Source organism: Streptomyces sp. NPDC000410, assembly GCF_040300305.1.
Classification (GTDB): domain Bacteria; phylum Actinomycetota; class Actinomycetes; order Streptomycetales; family Streptomycetaceae; genus Streptomyces.
In genome coordinates, this window is sequence record NZ_JBEPDM010000012.1 from 13,266 (window position 1) to 31,013 (window position 17,748).

At 72.5% G+C, this 17,748-nt stretch carries 6 protein-coding genes; 4 read left to right on the forward strand and 2 right to left on the reverse strand.

Features of this window, described 5'->3' with window-relative positions:
• Nucleotides 1-129: 129 nt before the first annotated feature.
• Entirely contained in the window at nucleotides 130-285 is a 156-nt protein-coding gene (locus tag ABT342_RS15690; protein ID WP_351572887.1) for a DUF6131 family protein, read from the forward strand.
• Nucleotides 286-301: 16 nt separating this feature from the next.
• On the opposite strand, the gene ABT342_RS15695 is transcribed toward ABT342_RS15690, so the two are convergent.
• Together ABT342_RS15695 and ABT342_RS15700 are read right to left on the reverse strand one after the other, a co-directional pair.
• Nucleotides 302-12,901, reverse strand: a complete 12,600-nt coding sequence (locus tag ABT342_RS15695; RefSeq protein WP_351572890.1) for a non-ribosomal peptide synthetase/type I polyketide synthase — start codon at nucleotides 12,899-12,901, stop codon at nucleotides 302-304.
• 158 nt (nucleotides 12,902-13,059) lie between these two features.
• Nucleotides 13,060-13,467 carry a RidA family protein gene (locus tag ABT342_RS15700; protein WP_351572893.1) on the reverse strand — a complete coding sequence of 136 codons (408 nt, stop codon included), beginning with the start codon at nucleotides 13,465-13,467 and terminating at the stop codon, nucleotides 13,060-13,062.
• Nucleotides 13,468-13,568: 101 nt separating this feature from the next.
• On the opposite strand from ABT342_RS15700, the gene ABT342_RS15705 reads away from it, so the two are divergent.
• The 3 genes from ABT342_RS15705 to ABT342_RS15715 all read left to right on the forward strand — a co-directional run bounded on the left by ABT342_RS15705 (nucleotide 13,569) and on the right by ABT342_RS15715 (nucleotide 17,743).
• On the forward strand, nucleotides 13,569-13,949 hold the full coding sequence (locus tag ABT342_RS15705; RefSeq protein WP_351572895.1) for a winged helix-turn-helix transcriptional regulator: 381 nt from the start codon (nucleotides 13,569-13,571) through the stop codon (nucleotides 13,947-13,949).
• Nucleotides 13,950-14,078: 129 nt separating this feature from the next.
• The gene (locus ABT342_RS15710) at nucleotides 14,079-15,008 is read left to right on the forward strand and encodes a polyphosphate kinase 2 family protein (protein WP_351572897.1); all 930 of its coding nucleotides are present in this window, start codon (nucleotides 14,079-14,081) and stop codon (nucleotides 15,006-15,008) included.
• Between the two features lie 14 nt (nucleotides 15,009-15,022).
• Nucleotides 15,023-17,743, forward strand: a complete 2,721-nt coding sequence (locus ABT342_RS15715; RefSeq protein ID WP_351572899.1) for a cation-translocating P-type ATPase — start codon at nucleotides 15,023-15,025, stop codon at nucleotides 17,741-17,743.
• Nucleotides 17,744-17,748: the final 5 nt, after the last annotated feature.

Here is a 17,748-nt window from a genome sequence, read left to right on the forward strand (position 1 = left end):
GGCCCTCCCGGGCCGGGCGGAAACCGCTGCCTGCGCCGCGAGCCGTCCGAATTCCGCCTCACCCCGCGTTTGGCCTGCCGAAAGACGGGGAGCCGACAAACAGAGGGGGGTCCCCCACCGGAGGACGTCATGATCATCCTCGGAGTTGTTCTTCTCATCATCGGCCTCTTGGCCGGCATCGGAATCCTCTACACCATCGGGATCATCCTGGTCGTGATCGGGGTTCTGCTCTGGATCCTGGGAGCGCTGGGGCACGCGGTCGGCGGACGACGGCACTACTACTAACGGCTCCGCGCCTGACTCACGTCGACGACCTGCCCCGCAGGCCGGGGCGCGGGCGTCGTCGCGGGAAGCCGGTGAGCGCGGCCGTGTCGACGGTGTGGCCGAGCAGGTGCAACGGCGCGGCCCGCACCCCGGCCTTCTCCATCGCCTCCCAGTACGCGAGGGCCGTGTCCCCGTCGACCAGGCCGTGCACCAGCGGTACGGCGGCGCCGGACGCGTGCAGCAGCGACTCGAGGCGGCATGAGGCGAGCGTGCCCGCGAGCCACGGCTGCGCGAGGTACCCGGCCGTCGCCACGGCCGACAGCCCGTCGACGACGCGCCGTTCGGCGTCGCCGACGGCGAGCAGTCCGCCGCCGACCACGAGCACATCCTGACGGTCCTTCATCCGGCCGATCGCACGGTCCGTGTCGAAGCAGTGCGGGAACGAGTCGTCGACCACCGTCGTGCCGGGCCTCAGCCGGTCGATGTCGAGCAACGCGCCGCCGCTGACCGCGGTGACCACGAGGTCGGCCTCGTACACGGCGGCGGGAAGCCCCGCCTCCGACTCCACCACGTCCACGGCAGAGGCCAGGGCACGCTCCCGCAGGCTCCGTGCGAGTTCCTTCAACCGAGGCGCGCTGCCCGCCACATCACACAGCAGGAGCCGGGCGGGCGGACGCCGTGCCTGTGTGAGCAGCAGTTCCAACGACGACGCGCCGATGGACCCGAGCCCCACGACCGCGACGGTGAGGTCGCTGAACTCCTGCCCGGTGGCGTCGAGCGCGGCGCGCACCGTCTTGACGACGGAGACGATCGTCGCCGCGTGACCGGTGGTCACAGCCGCCGTCCCAGTCGCGGGGGTGGCCCGGAGCACGTCGAACGCGTAGCCGGTCAGGGACGGGATCATGCCCGCGAGGGAGACGGACCGTGCGCCGAGGGACGACGCATGGCGCACCGCGCGGGTGGTGTGCCCAAGGAGGGTGTCCCCGGCGGTGAGTTCGTCCGCGAACAGCGGAACGCACACGAAGCCCGACCGCCCGAGCGGCGTCGTCACGGTCTCCAGGAGCCGTGCCCGGCCGTCCGGGAACAGCAGGGTGCGCAGCTCTTCGCGCGGCAACGCCCGCGCGGGCAGGCCCGCCAGCCGCGCGAGATGGGTGGGTGAGGGCAGATAGCCGACGAGGGCGGCATCCATCCGTTCCTCGTGGTGCGGTGAGTTCTGTGCAACGCGCTGTGATGCGGTGCGGCTCGGCTCGGGGCGGGCCACCGCCTGCGCCAGCCCGCTGCGCACCGAATCCGCGAACGCGGCCAGGGCGGCGGCGCTGAAGGCCGCCGTCGAAGCGCGCACGGTAACCCTGAGACGGTCCCCGTCGGGGCGTACCGCCATGAACACGTCCGTACCGACCGGAGGCGGTGTGAACTCGCTGTCGCTCTCGTCCCAGGTGACCTTCAACGTCTCCCCGCTCTGCGGGCCCAGGGCGGAGAAGTCCAAGAAGGTGAAGAAGAACTGGGAGGTCAGGGGAAGACCGCTCGCCTGCCGTGGCACGGGGCCGTCGTATGTCCGCGCCGTGACGGCGTCGGCGACGACCCGCCGCAGGTCGGCCGCGAAGCCGGCGGCGTCAGGGGCCGGGGAACCGGCGGCGGCGTCAGGACCTGACGGGCGTACGGGGACCACGGTGGCGAACGGCCCGAAGACGCGGTTGACGTCGGGCAGTGAGTGGTCCCTGCCGGTCACGGCCAGGCCGAGAACGAGGTCCTTCTGGCCGGTCACGGCCACCAGCGCCCGGTAGTACGCGGTGAGCAGGGGCGCGTACGACGTGGCGCCGGCGCCGGACGCGAGCGTGCGCAACTGTTCCACCTGGGCCGCGCCGATCACGAACCCGGTCGTGCGAAACCCGCCCGCCTCCTCCGGAACAGCCGAGGCATCCGCCCGCAGCACCGGCATCCGGTACGGAGCGAAGGTCCGTGCCGGCCGGTCCTCGGCGGGCCGGGTGAGGTGGGCGGCGTAGTCGCGGAAGGTGGAGCGCAGGGGAGGCAGCCCGGCGGGTTCGCCGCGGGTCAGCCGGTCGTACACGGACATCAGCTCCCGCACGAGGAGCGCGGCGCTGTAGCCGTCGCCGATGAGGTGGTGTGCGTGGACAACGAGCACGTGCTCGTCCGCCGCGAGCGTGAGCACGCGTACCCGCAGCAGGGGCCAGGCCCACGGTTCGAAGCGGCGCCGTCGCTCGGCGTCGACCCTCTCGTCCAACAGGTGTGGCTCGGCGAGGGTCTCGAAGTCGACGGGCAGGCGCATCGCGGGCGGCAGTTCCTGCTGGACAGGTGGGCGTGCCCCGGCCGGGAAGACCGTACGCAGCATCGGATGCCGGGCCACGAGGACGTCCACCGCCGCCTGAAATCGGTCGGTACGCAGGGGGCCGGACAGACGCAGTCGCGCGAGCCATGCCGAGCCGGCGCCCGGTGCGATCGCCTCGGCGAGCAGGAAGCCGCGCTGGCCGGGCGTGACCGGGAAGGGTGAGGGCCCCGCGCCGACGGCCGTGTCCGCATCGGCCCGCCCTGTGCCGGTCGCCCGGTCGTCCGCCGCAGCTGCGTCGGGGTCCTCCGCGGCCGCGTCGACCGCCGCGGCGAGGGCGGTGAGGGTGCGATGGGCGTAGATGACGGTCGGCCTGGGCAGCGGGCCGCCCTGCTTCTCCAGTCGGGCGAACACCTCAAGGACGAGCAGCGAGTCGCCGCCGAGGGCGAAGAAGTCGTCCTCACGGCAGATCTCGGCGACCTGGAGCAGCGCGGACCAGATGCGAGCCAGCCGGAGTTCGGTCGGCGTCGCCGGAGGCGTACGACGGGATGCCGCCGTCGACGCCTCGGCCCGGGGCACGGAGCCATCGGCCCCGTGGTGCACGGAGACGTCGGCTCCTCCGGCAGAGGAGCCATCGGTCCCTCGGGACACGGGACCATCAGCCCCTTGGGAAGCGGAGCCGTCGCCCTCGCGGGAGGCGGAGCCATCGGCCCGGGAAGCGAGGAGTCCGCGGCGATCGATCTTGCCCGTACCGGTGAGCGGCAGCTCGTCGACGTGGGTGATGCGGGCCGGAAGCATGTACTGCGGCAGGACGCCCGCGCAGTGCAGCCGCAGGGCCACGGCGTCCGGCCGCGGTGCGCCGGGCCTGCACGTGACGAAGGCGACCAGACGGTCCTCCCGCAGGGACACAACGGCGTGCGCGACGTCCGGATGCGTCTGGAGTACGGCTTCGATCTCGCCCGGCTCGACGCGGTGCCCACGGATCTTCACCTGGTCGTCGAGTCGTCCCAGGAACTCCAGGGTGCCGTCCGGGCAGAGCTGTACGCGGTCGCCGCTGCGGTACCAGCGTCGCCCGTTCCTCGTCGTGAACGCGGCCGCGGTCAGGGCGGGTTCGCCCAGGTAGCCGGGCGTCAGCCCGATTCCGGCGATGAGGAGCTCACCGGGTTCGCCGGGCGAAAGGCGCTCCCCGTCCGGTCCGACCACGTCCACCTCGGTACCGGTGAGGGGGCGGCCGATCGGCAGCCGGCGCACCTCGTCGCCGGGGCGCTCGGTGATGAGATGGCACGTCGCGTTGATGGTGGCCTCGGTCGGCCCGTAGAGGTTGGCGATCCGCTGACCGTCGCCGAAGAGGTCGAACCAGCGGCGGACGTACGCGGCCGACAGCGCCTCGCCGCCGACGTGGATCCACCGCAGGGCGGAGAGGTCGGGGCGCGGCGAACCGCGCCGTACCCGCTCCTCGGCCGCCGTCAGCAGGCGCTCCCACAGAGTCGGTACGGAGCTCCACACGGTGATCCGTGCCCGTTCCACGTGGGTCAGCAGCAGGTCGGGATCTCGGACCAGGTGCCAGGGCACGGTCACCACCGTGGCGCCGACCAGCAGTGGGGCGAGCAGCTGGCGGACGGAGGCGTCGAAGCAGATCGACGCCGTCTGGGCGAGACGGTCCCCTGCGGCGTAGCCGAAGGTGCGGAGGGCCCAGTCCAGGTAGTTCTCCATCGCCCTGTACGTGATGGGCACCGCTTTCGGGCGGCCGGTGGAGCCGGAGGTGAAGATGACGTAGGCGATGGTGTCGGCGTCCACCGGGATGTCCGCGTGCACGGGCTCCCCGGGCCCTTCGGCCTGTGTGGTGGGCGCCGGTCCGTCGGCGGGGACCGGCGCCACGCCGGGGAGGGCGTCGGCCGCCGCACGCGTCGGGGCGTGGCAGACGACGGCGCTGACGCCCGACCGGGCGATCTGGTCCGCCAGCCGCGCGGACGGGTGGCCTGGGTCCAGCGGTACCCAGCCCGCACCGGCCCGCAGCACGGCGACCACTCCGACGACGGTGTCCGCTCCGGCCTCGGTGAGGAGGCCGACGAGACATCCGGGTGTGACGCCGTGCGCGCGCAGCCTGTCGGCGAGAGCGCGGGAGGCCCGGTCGAGCTCCGCGTACGTCAGGGTGGTTCCGCCGCTGTCGACGGCGACCGCGTCCGGGGTGGCCCGGAACTGCGCGAGCAACTGTCCGACGATGGTGGCGAAGCCCGTCTCCTGCCGGGCGGCCGGAAGCGGCAGGGCAGACCGCGCCGGAAGCGGCAGGGAGGCCCGAGCCGGCAGCGGGGCCGGCAGCGGGGGCTGCGAGCGGCCCAGTGCCACCAGCTCGTCCTGGTACTCACGGGCCAGCCGGGCCACGGTCGCCGGGTCGAAGAGCCGGGCGGGGAAGTTCCAGGAGAAGCGCAGGATCGGCTCGTCCTCCCAGCACAGCAGGGACAGCCGGGTCGCGGCGGTGGCGGTCCCGGCCGCGGTCGGCCGCACCGCCACCGGGCAGCGCTCGTCCCGCGCCGCGGGGAAGCGGGCGAAGCTGAAGCTCGCCGGACTTGCCGTGCGGGGGCCTCGGTTGTCGCCGGGGAGCAATCGGGCCAGGTCGAGGCTGGTCACCGTCGCATGGCGTTCGCTCTCCAGCCAGTTGCGCCGCAGCCGCTCGGCCAGTACCGGAACCGGCTCGTCCGGGTCGGCCTCGCACCGGACGGGCAGGGTGTCGGCGAGCGGACCGACGAGCCGGTCCAGGCCGGGGAGCCGGGCGTCGCGGCGGGCTCGGGCGATGTTGACGGTGATCTCGTGCTGTCCGCTCCACCGCGCGAGGCATCGCACATAGGCGGCGAGCAGCAGGTGGAACAGCGACACGTCGTGGGCGGCGGCCCGCTCCCGCAACGCCTCGGTCAGCTCGGGGTCGAGTGCGCTCTGGTGGGTGGCGAGCGGGGCCGAGGGAGGCGCGGTGGGATCGCCGTCGTAGGGAAGCCGCAGCTGTCCGGCCGGCGTGGCCAGTCGCTCGGACCAGTAGCGACGGTCCGCCTCGGAAGCGGCGGAGGACCGGTCCTCTTCGACGGTGGCGGCGTACCGCGCGAAGTCCAGGTCGAGCGGCGGCAGGGAAGGCTCGTCCCCCCGGGACAAGGCCGTGTAGAGCGACCAGAGTTCCTCACCGAGGACGTTGAGGCTGTATCCGTCGCCGGCCGCGTGGTGGATCACCAGCACCAGGTGGGCCAGGTCCGCACTCTCCCGGGCCAGAACCGCGCGTACGGGAGGCTCGGCGGCGAGGTCGAACGGCCTGTTGCACAGGGCGGCTTCGAATTGCTCGATGCTCCCGGCCGACTCACGCACCTCGTACCAGGTCGACAGGGCCGAGGGAGGCGCGACGTACTGCCGTGGCGTGGCTCCGCCGTGCTCGATACGCATCCGGAGCATGGTGTGCCGGTCGGCGAGGGCGGCGAGGGCCTGCCCGAGCAGGCCGGTGTCGAGGTGGCCACGGATCGTCAGCCGGACGTATCCGTGGGCCGAGATGTCCGGGTGCAGCCGGCCGCTGGTGTGGAAGGCCAGCTGGACGGGGGTCAGCGGGAACAGGGCCCCGTCCGGGGCCGGTTCGGGGGAGACCCGGTCGCCACGTCCTTCCGTCGCGGGCGAGTCGTCCAGTCGCACGGCCAGCTCGCGGACGGTCCGGTACTCGAAGAAGAGCGTGGTGGGCAAGGTTCTGCCCAGGGCCTGTTCGAGCTGCCTGACGAGGTCGACGGCGGTGAGCGAATCGAGGCCCATGGAAAAGAACGGCTCGTCGTCGGGGATGGAGGCGGGGGAACGGTGCAACGCCGCGCCCAGCGACTGCTTCAGCAACCCGGCCGTGCCGGGCGTGAGCCGATGGTCGCGTACGAGTGGCTCGACGCCCGCCGGTTCGGGTACGGGTGCCGTGCGCTCCGGTGCTGGTACGGGTGCCGTTCGCGCCGGTGTCAGGTCGGCGACCAGCAACTGGGCCGCATCGATGTCGCACGCCGTTCGCAGCGCCGCCAGCGCGGGAGCCGTGGCCAACGGCCGGGCTCCGCCCTGTGACACGCGTGCCGGGCCCGCGCCCAGCGCCGCCGCGAGGCCCGTCTCGGCGAACGCGGCGAAGTTCAGGGACTGCCACGGCCGCCCGGCGAGGCGCTCCGAGGCGGCGAACGCGTCCAGGAAGGCGTTCGCGGCGGCGTAGTCGCCGAGGGCACCGGACACACCCGGCAGCACCGAGGAGATCGAGGAGAAGGCCACACAGACCGCCGGATTCACGCCATGGCGTCGCAATGCCAGGGAGAGCAGCCGGCTGCCGCGCGTCTTGGCGGCCAGCACCCGCGTCATCTCCTCCGGGGTCTTGTTCCGCAGCGTCCCGGGCCGCACCACCCCCGCGGCGTGGAAGACGGCGTCCAACGAGGGCAGTTGGGCGATGAGGGCGATCAGAGCGTCGACGTCCCGCTCGACCGACAGGTCGGCCACGTGGTACCGGACGGTGGCGCCGAGCGCGCCGAGTTCGTCGACCAGCCCCGCCGGGGGTTCGGGGGAACGGCCCGCGAGGACGAGGGTCGGGCGGCCCCGCCCGGCGAGGTCGCGGGCGAGTGCGGCGCCGATCCCGCCGCCGCCTCCGGTGATGAGGTAGGTGCCGTCCGCAGGCAGCGCGGTCGGCCCCGGGGGCACGGCAACGGCCGGGATCGGTGTGAAGGTCCGGGTCAGCCTGCGCCCCGCACGCCAGGCGACCGTACCGTCCGCCCCCGGCGCGCCTCCCGCGCCCAACTCGGCCAGCACGGCGTCCAGTCGCTCCGACGGAGTGTCGAGTGAGGAGAGGTCGACGCCGGTCACCGTGAGTCCCGGGGTCTCCTGCGGCAGAGCCAGCGCGAGACCGATGAGGACGGCCTGGGCGGGGCGCGGCCGTTCGGGTGCCGCGCGTGTGGTGTGCACGTCCTCGGTCAGCAGCAGCAGACGCCCGGCCCGCGTTTCGTCGAGCAGCGCCAGCGCTTCGCGGCAAGCCGTCAGGGCGGTGTCCTGGGCGAGGTCGAGAGCCGCGGGCGTATCGAGGTCGCAGGCCGGTCCGGCGAGGAGGACGACCGTGTCGGGCGGGGCGTCGCCCGTCCGGTGGACCGTGACGCCACGCGCGGCGAGCTGTTCCGTGAGCGTGCGTACGGAGGCGGCGTCGGGGCCTGTCAGCAGGACCGAACCCGCCGTGCCGGATGCGTCCGGCAGTGGGGAGTGCTCCCATGTGACCTGGTGAAGCAAGGGGTTCGTCGGCGGCTCTGCCCAGTACCGGCGGCGCTGGAAGGGGTACGGGGGCAGCGGGAGACGGTGGTGACCCGCGTCGATCGCCGTACGGTCCACCGGCACACCGCGCGCCCACAACCGCCCGACGGTCTCCAGCAGGGCACGCCGCCCGTCGCGGACACCGGGAGCTCCCGCGCCGCCTGCGACGCCGTCAGGGATGGCCGGGAGCGCGGGTATCGCCATCGCTCGGCCCCCCGCTGCCGCGCGGACGGGGCCCGACAGCGTCGCGCCCTGCCCGAGCTCCACGAACGTGTCGTACCCGTCCTCGATCAGCCGTTCCACGGCGGCGCCGAAGAGCACGGGCTGCAGGGCATGGCCACGCAGGTACTCCGGGTCGAGCAGCGGCTGCCACTCGGCGGTGGCGGTGCTCATCAGCGGAACCGACGGGGTACGGAGGGCGAGTGCGCGCGCCGCGTCGGCCAGCGGGTCGGCGATCGGCCGCATGAGCGGTGAGTGGAAGGCACGGGACACCCGCAGGGGACGTACGGTGATGCCCTGCGCGGTCAGTTCGCCGACCGCGCGCGCCACCGCCCGCTCAGCTCCGGAGAGCACCAGCCGACCGGGGCCGTTCCTGGCGGCGATGCCGAGTGTCCCCTCCGACGCTGCCACCAGAGCGGCGACGGCCTCGTCGCCGCCGCGCACGGCGACCATGGCGCCGGGCTCGGTGAACTCGCCCATGAGACGGCCGCGCTCGGCGGCGAACCGTACGGCGTCTTCGAGGGTCAGCGTCCCGCTGACGCAGGCGGCGGCGATCTCGCCGACGCTGTGTCCGGCGACCGCGTCCGGCTCCACGCCCCAGCTCCGCAGCTGGCGGGCGAGGGCCACGCCGAACGTGACGAGCAGCGGCTGGGCGACCTCCGTCGAGGCGCGCGCGGCGGGATCCGCGTCGTCGTCCAGGCACCAGGCCACGAGGTCCCGCCCGTGCACGGGACCGAGCAGCGCGGACGCCTCGTTGAAGGTGTCCCGGAACACCGGCGCCGTCGCGTACAACGAGCGGCCCTGGCCCGGATGATGGGGCGCCCCCTGGCCGGGGAAGAGGAAGACGACCCTCGGCCGGGACCGGCCGACGGCCCCGGCGAACGCCCCCGGAATCACGTCGCGCCGCACGGCCCGGCCGGGGGCGGCGGGGAATCCCGCCGAGGGTCCGGTGTGGTCGCCGGTGGCGACGATCGGCTCCACGGGCGTGACGGCGAAGGTGCCGTCGACCTGCGTGGTGGCGACGATGTCGGCGGTCGGCCCCGCCTGCGCGGGAGCAACGGTCCCGGCGGTCGGCTCCGCGGGCGTAGTGGCGAGGGTCCCGGCTGTCGGCTCCGCCGGCGTGGTGGCGACGGCGTCGTCGGCCGGCGTGGGAACGACGGTGCCGGCAGTCGGCTCCACGGGCGTACTCGCGAGGGTGTCCTCCGAGGCCCCGGGCAGGATGCCGACGACGTTCACCTCGTCCAGACGTGCGGGCAGATCACCGTCGGCCACGACGGCGAGACGGTACGGCCCGTCGTCTCGGGAGGTGCTCGCGGTCAGGCAGACATCCCCCTCGTCCCACTGCGGATGGTTCCGCAGCTCAGTGGCAAGCCCGGACACGCACGCGCGCAGACCCGCCGCGCTGCGCGCCGACAGGGTCAGCAGATGGGGGCCGCCTCCGTCCCGCGCGGTGCGGGGCGGCGGCGTTGGGGCCTGTTCCAGGATGGCGTGGGCGTTGGTGCCGCCGAAGCCGAAGGCGTTGATCCCCGCCGTCAGCGGGCCCGTCGACTCCCAGTCGCGGAGTTCCGTGACCACGGCGAAGCCTGCCGAGCCGGGACCCGGCGAGGACGACGTGTGGTGCAGGGAGGCCGGAAGCCGGCCGTGGCCCAGGGCCAGAACCACCTTCAGCAGCGCGGGCATGGCAGCCGCGTTCAGGAGATGCCCGAAGTTGGTCTTCACCGAACCGAGCAGCCGTGGCTGCCCGTCGGCCCGTGGCGCAAAGGCGTGGGCGAGGGACTGAAGTTCGATCGGATCGCCGACGGCCGTGCCCGTGCCGTGAGCTTCCACGTATGTCACCGAGGCGGGATCGACACCGGCCTCCTGGTAGGCCCGGGTGATGACCTCCCGCTGGCGGAGCGGGTTGGGTGCCATGAGGCTCAGAGATCTGCCGTCGTTGTTCACCGCCGTCCCGCGCACCACCGCGAGTACGTGATCGTCGTCCCGCCGGGCGTCGCCGAGGCGCGTCAGCACGATCGCCGCGCCGCCCTCGCCGGGCACGAAGCCGTCGGCCGCGCCGCTGAAGGCCCGGCTGCGTCCGGTGGGCGACAGGGCTTGCGCCCCTTCCAGCAGTCGGTATCCGGTCGGCGTGAGATGGAGGTTGACCCCGCCGACGACGGCGATGTCGCACTCGCCGTCCAGGAGGCTGCGCCGTGCCAGGTGCAGCGCCACCAGACCCGAGGAGCACGCGGTGTCCACGGCGAGCGCGGGGCCGTCCAGGTCGAGGCTCTGGGAGACACGGGCGGCGATGAGGTTGGGCAGGTTCCCGGTCAGCGCGGAGACCGGCAACGCGGAGCCGTCCGCCGCCGCCCGGTCCAGGATCTCGCGGTAGCCGCTCTCCCCGACGGCGGCGAAGACACCGATCCGGCGGGCGCGCCGCCGGGGGCCCGCGTAACCGGCGCGTTCCAGGGCCTCGTGGGCGAGTTCGAGGAACAGCCGGGCCTGCGGGTCGATCGCGCGGGCCTCCTCCTCGTCGATGCCGAAGTATTCGGCGTCGAAGCCGGCCGGGTCGTCGAGGAACGCGCCCCATCGTGCGGAGTACGGTGCCGCGGGTGCGTGCCGCTGGTCGTCGGCGGCGTCCCATCGCCCGGACGGCACGGCGGTGACGGCCTCATGCCCGTCGGCGAGCAGCTCCCAGAAGGCCTCGGGCGTGTCGGCGCCGGGGAACCGGCAGGCCATGCCGATGATCGCGGTCGTGGGGGGCGCGTTCACGGGTTCGTCGGGCTGCTGGGCTTCGTCCGGGGTGTGGGCCGTGTCCGCTGCCGAAGTCGTAGGCGCGGTCGTAGGCGTCCCACCGGTGGTGAGGAGATGGTCCACGAGGGCGGCGACCGTGTCGTGGTCCCGCATGGCGGCCGGGGCCGGAGTGGTGGCGAAGGCCTCTTCCAGCGCGGCGAGGACCTCCATCGCCTTGAGCGACGTACCGCCCAGAGCGCCGAACCGGTCGTGCCGGCCGATGGCGGCCACGGGCAGGTCCAGTACGCGCGCCCACACGCCCCGTACGACGCGCTCGGTCTCCGGCCGCGAGCGGGGCACGGCCGCCCGGGGAGCGTCGGCGTGCGGGTGCCCGGGTTGCGACGGCCGTGCCGACGGTTCCGGCGCCACAGCTGCCCGGAGGCTGACAGCGGCGTCACTGGCCGGGTAGGCGCCCGCCGGGTAGGCGCCCGCCTCGAAACGAACCCGCAGCCGCTGTCGTTGCAGTTTGCCGCTCGTCGTCCGGGGGAACGCGGCCGGCGGCAGGGCCAGTACCCGTACGTCGTCGTGGAGCAGCGCCTCGCGCACGCGGGCCGCTACCCGGCCGAGTACCTCGGCCGCGGCGCGCGGGGGCCGTGCCCAGGGGACGAAGACCACGACGCGTTCACCACCGGTCACGGGGTCGGTCGAGCCGACCACCGCCGCGGCGCCGCCGGGCAGTCCGGGCGTGGCGGACACCACGTCCTCGAGATCCGGGGCGTGGAAGGTACGGCCGTTGAGGAACAGCACGTCTTTGTGGCGCCCGCTGACACACAGGCGCCCGTCCCGCAGGAACCCGAGGTCGCCGGTGCGCAGCCAGCCGTCGGCGAAGGCCTCCGCCGTGGCCTCGGGCAGGCGGTGGTAGCCGCGCGCGAGCTGCGGGCCACGCACCTCGATGTGCCCCACCCGACGGTCACCCAGGGGCAGGCCCTCGTCGTCGACGATACGGACGGCGCAGCCCGCCACCGGGCGGCCGACGTCCATCAGTTCGACCTGTTCCACGGCGGGAGCGTCAGGGGCGGCATCCACCACCAGGCCGCGGCTCAGCGCCGCGCGCTCCACGACCAGTGGCCCGGCGACCTCGCCCAGCGGAGGGAACGTCACCGCCAGTGTCGCTTCCGCCAGTCCGTAGACCGGCTGGGCCGCCCGCGGATCCAGGCCCGCCGGCCGGGTCTTGCGCGCGAAATCCCGCCATACGGTCGCGGCGATGGGCTCGGCTCCCACCAGGATCAGCCGTACGCGGGAGAGGTCCAGCCGCGCGAGGGCCTCGTCGGGGACCCGTCGTACGGCCAGGGCGAGGGCGAAGTTCGCCGCGGAGAGCACCGTGGCCCGGTGTCGTGCCGCGACGTCGAACCACACGAGCGGTCTCTTGGCGAAGGACAGCGGGCCGATCTTCACCTGCTTGGCGCGGGCGGCGAGCGGAGCGAGATGGGTGCCGATGAGTCCCATGTCGTGGAAGTACGGCATCCAGCTGACCACCACGTCCTCGGCGTCGAGGGCCGAGGCGGCCCGTATCTGCTCCAGGTTGGCCACCACCGCGGCGTGCGTCAGTTCGACGCCCTTCGGCGCGCCCGTGCTTCCCGAGGAGAACTGCAGGAAGGCGAGATCGTCAGGTCCGGCGGCAGCCGGTGTGCGGATCGCCGGCCCCTCCCGCAGGGCGCCCAGTCTCAGCGCGCGTACCGTGTCGGGGAGTTCGGGCAGCAGCGATTCGGTCACCGCGTCCACCACCACGGGCGGCCATCCGAGAAGCTCGCAGACCGGCAGGACCCGCCGGGCGTCCGGAGCCAGCGGCACGGGCACGAGACCGGCCGCGAGCGCGCCCCAGAACATCGGCTGGAAGTCCTCGCTGCGGTCCGCCAGCAAGGGCACGCACGTCCCCGGCGCGACGCCCGCCGCCAGGAACCCACCGGCCACGCGCAAGGACGCGTCGAGGAGCTCGCGCAAGGTGACGGTCAGCTCGCTGCCGTCGCCACGGACGTGAACGATGACTTGTTCAGGGGCCTCGTGAGCCGCGTCCGTCAGTACGCGCAGCAGTGTCTTGTCGCCCATCGGCCGCCCGTTTCCCTCGAAGTACGCGGCAATCACGCCCATGGTGTCGTCCGCCCCGCCGCCCCGCCGCCCCTTCGCCGGGGGCGCCGACGCCTGTACCGACAGCCGCCACTGTCCGGATTCAGGGTGGTCGCGACCAAGATACCTGCGGCTTCGGCGCCTTGAGCGACCGTCCCGGACGCCGGGCGCGGGGTCAGGTGTCAGTCGATGACCGCGGTGGCCTCGATCTCGACGAGATGCTCGGGCACGTCCAGGGCCGCGACGCCCAGCAGCGTGGCCGGCGCCGCCGGGGTGAGGCCCAGCTTCGCGGCTGCCCGTGCGATCCCGTCCATGAGCAGCGGCATCTTGTCGGGGGTCCAGTCGACGACGTGGACGTTCAGCTTGGCCACGTCGTCGAAGGAGGCGCCGGCCGCGGCCAGGGCGGTGCCGATGTTGAGGTAGCACTGTTCGACCTGGGCGGCGAGGTCGCCCTCGCCGACCGTGACTCCGTCGGCGTCCCAGGCGACCTGTCCGGCGATGAAGACCAGCTTCGAGCCGGCCGCGACGGACACCTGCCGGTAGGCGTCGATCTCCGGCAGTCCGCCGGGGTTGACGAGGGTGACGGTCATGGTGGGTGCCTCCTTGTCGTGCTCTCTTTCAGTTACTCGGAAACCGTAGGAGAGTGACTACTGACATGGAAGAACGCACTTTTCAGTGACTGGGGAACCTGATGGTGACCAAGCAGTTCAGCGGCTCGCCCGAGGACGCGGACCTGACGCGGGCGGACTCCTTGGGGCGTGAGATCTTCTCGGACGTCGCCAACAAGTGGGCGCTCCTGATCATCGAGTGCCTCGGTGACGACACACGGCGCTTCAGCGAGCTGCGGGACGGGGTCGAGGGCATCAGCCACAAGATGCTCACCCAGAACCTGCGCATGCTGGAGCGCAACGGCCTGGTCGAGCGGAAGGTGTATCCCACCGTGCCGCCGCGGGTGGAGTACACCCTCACCGAGCCGGGCCGGGCCCTGCGCGTGACGATCGACGCCATGTGCGGCTGGACCCGCAGGTACCTCGGCCACATCGAGGCGTCCCGCCGCCGGTTCGACTCCTGAGGAGCGCCGACGGCCTCCGGCCCCGGAGAGCGATCTTGCCCGGGCGAGCAGACAATGAGCGCGAGGGATCTTCTCCCGGCTGTGGCGAGCCGCCGCGCGCAGCCCGGACCAGAGAAGGGCTGATGGGTGATGTCGGACGAGAGAGCCGAACGCATCGCGGATTTCATCGGGCCCCTACGGGTGAAACCGGGCTCGAAGGTGCGCCTGGACCGGGACTTCGATCCTCGCTACAGGGCCGGTCTGAAGAAGCGGGACGGGGTCGAGCTGCTGCGGACCGGGGTGTCGTTGCTGGCCGAGTACCAGGATCGGCTGGCCGCCCAGGACACGTACGGCGTGCTGCTCTGTCTCCAGGCGCTCGACGCCGGCGGCAAGGACGGGACGATCCGCCACGTGATGAGCGGCGTCAACCCCCAGGGCGTACGGGTCAGCAGCTTCAAGGTGCCGTCCACCGAGGAACTCGACCACGACTACCTGTGGCGTTACGCCCAGCGGCTGCCCGCGCGCGGCGAGATCGCCATCTTCAACCGCTCGCATTACGAAGAGGTGCTCGTTGTACGGGTCCACCCCGAGAACCTCGTCCGGCAGAACCTGCCCGAGGACGCACGGGGGCCGAACGTGTGGGACCGGCGCTACCGGGAGATCAACAACTGGGAGCGCTATCTCACGGACAACGGGTTCAAGGTCGTGAAGATCTTCCTGAACCTGTCCAAGGAGGAGCAGCGCATCCGCTTCCTGAAGCGGATCGACCTGCCGGAGAAGAACTGGAAGTTCTCCGCGGCCGACGTCCGCGAGCGGCGCCATTGGGACGACTACCAGCACGCGTTCTCCGAGATGCTGTCGGCCACGAGTACGAAGTGGGCGCCGTGGTACGTCGTGCCGGCGGACCGGAAGTGGTTCGCGCGGATCTGCGCGGCGGCGATCCTCGCGCACACCCTGATGGACATCGACCCCCAGTACCCCCAGGTGGGGGAAGAGGCACGGAAGGATCTGCTCGCCACCAGACGGGACCTGGAGCGGGAGGCCCCTGCCGGGGCCCCGGCCGACCCGTACGCCGCCTGATCGGAGGCGGAGCGATGACGGTGCGGTCGGATCCCGTGGGAGAACAGCCTCCGGCCTCGGAGGGCGGCTGGTACGCGCGCACTCCCGAGGAGGTCGTAGCGGCGTTCGCCGTCGATCCGGCGGCCGGTCTCTCGGCGGCACGGGCGGCGGAGCTCCTGGCCGCGCACGGCCCGAACGCGCTGCCCGAGGAGAAGCGGGCTCCGGCCTGGCGCCGGTTCCTCGCGCAGTACCGCAGCTACATGCAGCTCGTCCTCCTGGCCGCGGCGGTCGTCTCGCTGCTCATCGAGGAGTGGACCACCGGGATCCTGCTGATCGTCCTGACCCTGCTGAACGCGGTCGTGGGCCTGCGTCAGGAAGGCAAGGCCGAGAGCGCGATGAACGCGCTGCAGTCGATGATGAAGGCGACGGCGCGGGTGCGCAGGGACGGGACGGAGGCCGAGATCCCCGCCGAACAACTGGTCGTCGGCGACATCGTGCTCATCGCCGCCGGGGACCAAGTGGCGGCGGACGGACGCGTCATCGAGGCCAGCGCCCTGCAGATCGACGAGTCGGCGCTGACCGGCGAGAGCGTTCCCGCCGCGAAGGACACCGCCACGCTGACGGTCCCGCGGGCGGCGCCCGGTGACCAGAGCGGCATGGCGTTCATGAACACCCCGGTCACCCACGGCAGCGGCGTGCTCGTCGTCACCGCGACCGGCGTCGACACGGAACTCGGCAAGATCTCCGGGATGCTGTCGGCCACCGAGAAGGAAGTACCGCCGCTCACGAAGGAACTCGACACCCTGACGCTGTGGATCACGGGGGCGGCGGCCCTGACCATGATCGTGATGTTCGCCCTGGGACGGGAGCGAGGCCAGGCCTGGGACGTCCTGTTCGTCAGCGCGGTGTCCCTGGCCATCGCGGCCATCCCCGAGGCCCTGCCGACCGTGACCCAGGCGATCCTGTCCGTCGGCAGCCTCAACCTGGCGAAGCGGAACGCCATCGTCAAGGAGCTGCCGTCGGTCGAGACCCTGGCGTTCACATCGGCGATCAACTCGGACAAGACCGGCACCCTGACGATGAACCAGATGACCGCGGTCGAAGTGGTGAGTCCGACCGACCGGTACACCGTCTCGGGCACGGGGTACGGGCTCGACGGGAAGGTCCACCATGCCGCGGGTTCCGCCGCGGGCATCGAGGACGCGATCCTGCCGTACGTGATGGCCAGCGACGCGAAGCTGGTGGACGGCGCCGTGGTGGGCGACCCCACCGAGGGCGCGCTTCTGGTGCTCGCGCACAAGGCCGGGCTGGACATCGACGCCACCCGGGAGAGCCTGCCCCGGCTCGCCACGCTGCCGTTCGACCCGACCTACAAGCTGATGGCCACCTTCCATTCGGCGGTCGACGCCTCCGGGCGGCAGGTCGTCCGGTGCTTCGTCAAAGGCGCGGTCCCTGCGGTGGCGGCGCGGGCCGCCACCGCGCTCGCGGCGGGCGAGACCGTTCCGTGGGACGCCGAACTGGCCGCGCGTGCCGAGGAGCGGACCGCGCGCATGGGCAGCGAGGGGCGCCGGGTGATGGCGGCGGCCACCCGGGATCTGGATGCGGCGGGCTTCGATCCGGACGGCGACCTGCTCGCGTACGTCACCGCGCTGCGGATGACCAGTCTCGTCGGCATGGTCGATCCGCCCCGTGAGGAGGCCAGGGCCGCCGTGGCCGGTGCCCAGGCGGGGCACATCCGGGTCCGCATGGTGACCGGTGACGACGTCACCACCGGTGCGGCGATCGCCCGGCAGCTCGGCATCCCCGGCGAGGCGGTCCTCGGCGCCGATTTCGCCGCCATGAGCGAGGAGGAACAGCTCTCCCGTATCGACGGCATCGGTGTGGTGGGGCGGGTCGCGCCGGAGCACAAGGTGCTGCTCGCCAACACGCTCAAGAAGAAGGGCGACGTCGTGGCGATGACCGGGGACGGTGTCAACGACGCGCCCGCCATCAAGGCCGCCGACATCGGTATCGCCATGGGCAGCGGCACGGATGTGGCGAAGAACGCCGGACGCATGATCCTCTCCGACGACAACTTCGCCACCATCGTCTACGCCGTCGAGCAGGGCCGGAGGATCTACGACAACCTCACCAAGTACATCCGGTTCGTCCTGCTCCTGCTGGTCACGTTCGTCCTGACGTTCCTCGGGGCCACCGTCTTCAACATCGCCGCCGGTGAGCCCTTCACCCCGCCGCAGGTACTGTGGATCCACTTCGTGGTCAACGCCTCCTTCGGCTTCGCGCTGGGCTTCGACCAGGAGAGTCCCGGGCTCATGCGACGCAGGCCTCGTCCACGCGGGGAATCGGTGCTCACCCGGCCCGTGCTGGTGACCGTCGGGCTGGGCGGGCTGGCGATCACCATCGTCCTGCTCGGGCTGATCAAGCTCGGTCAGGCCCACTTCGACAGCACCGGGACCGGTCAGTCGATCGCGTTCACCGCCTTCGCGCTCTGTCTGATCGTTGCCGCGTTCGAGTGCCGCAGCGAGACGGATTCGGTGCTGACCGCGTCCACCTTCGACAGCAAGCAGATGAACTGGGTCGCCCTGGCCCAGTTCGTGCTCGCGGTGCTGGTGACCCAGATGGACGGTTTCCGCCGCATCCTGGGGACGACCGAGATCGACGCGAGGCAGTTCGGCTGGGCGCTGCTGGCCGCTTTCGCCCTCCTGCTCGTATGGGAACTGGGCAAGCTCCTGGCCCGCCGGTCGAGGCGCGCCTGAACGGA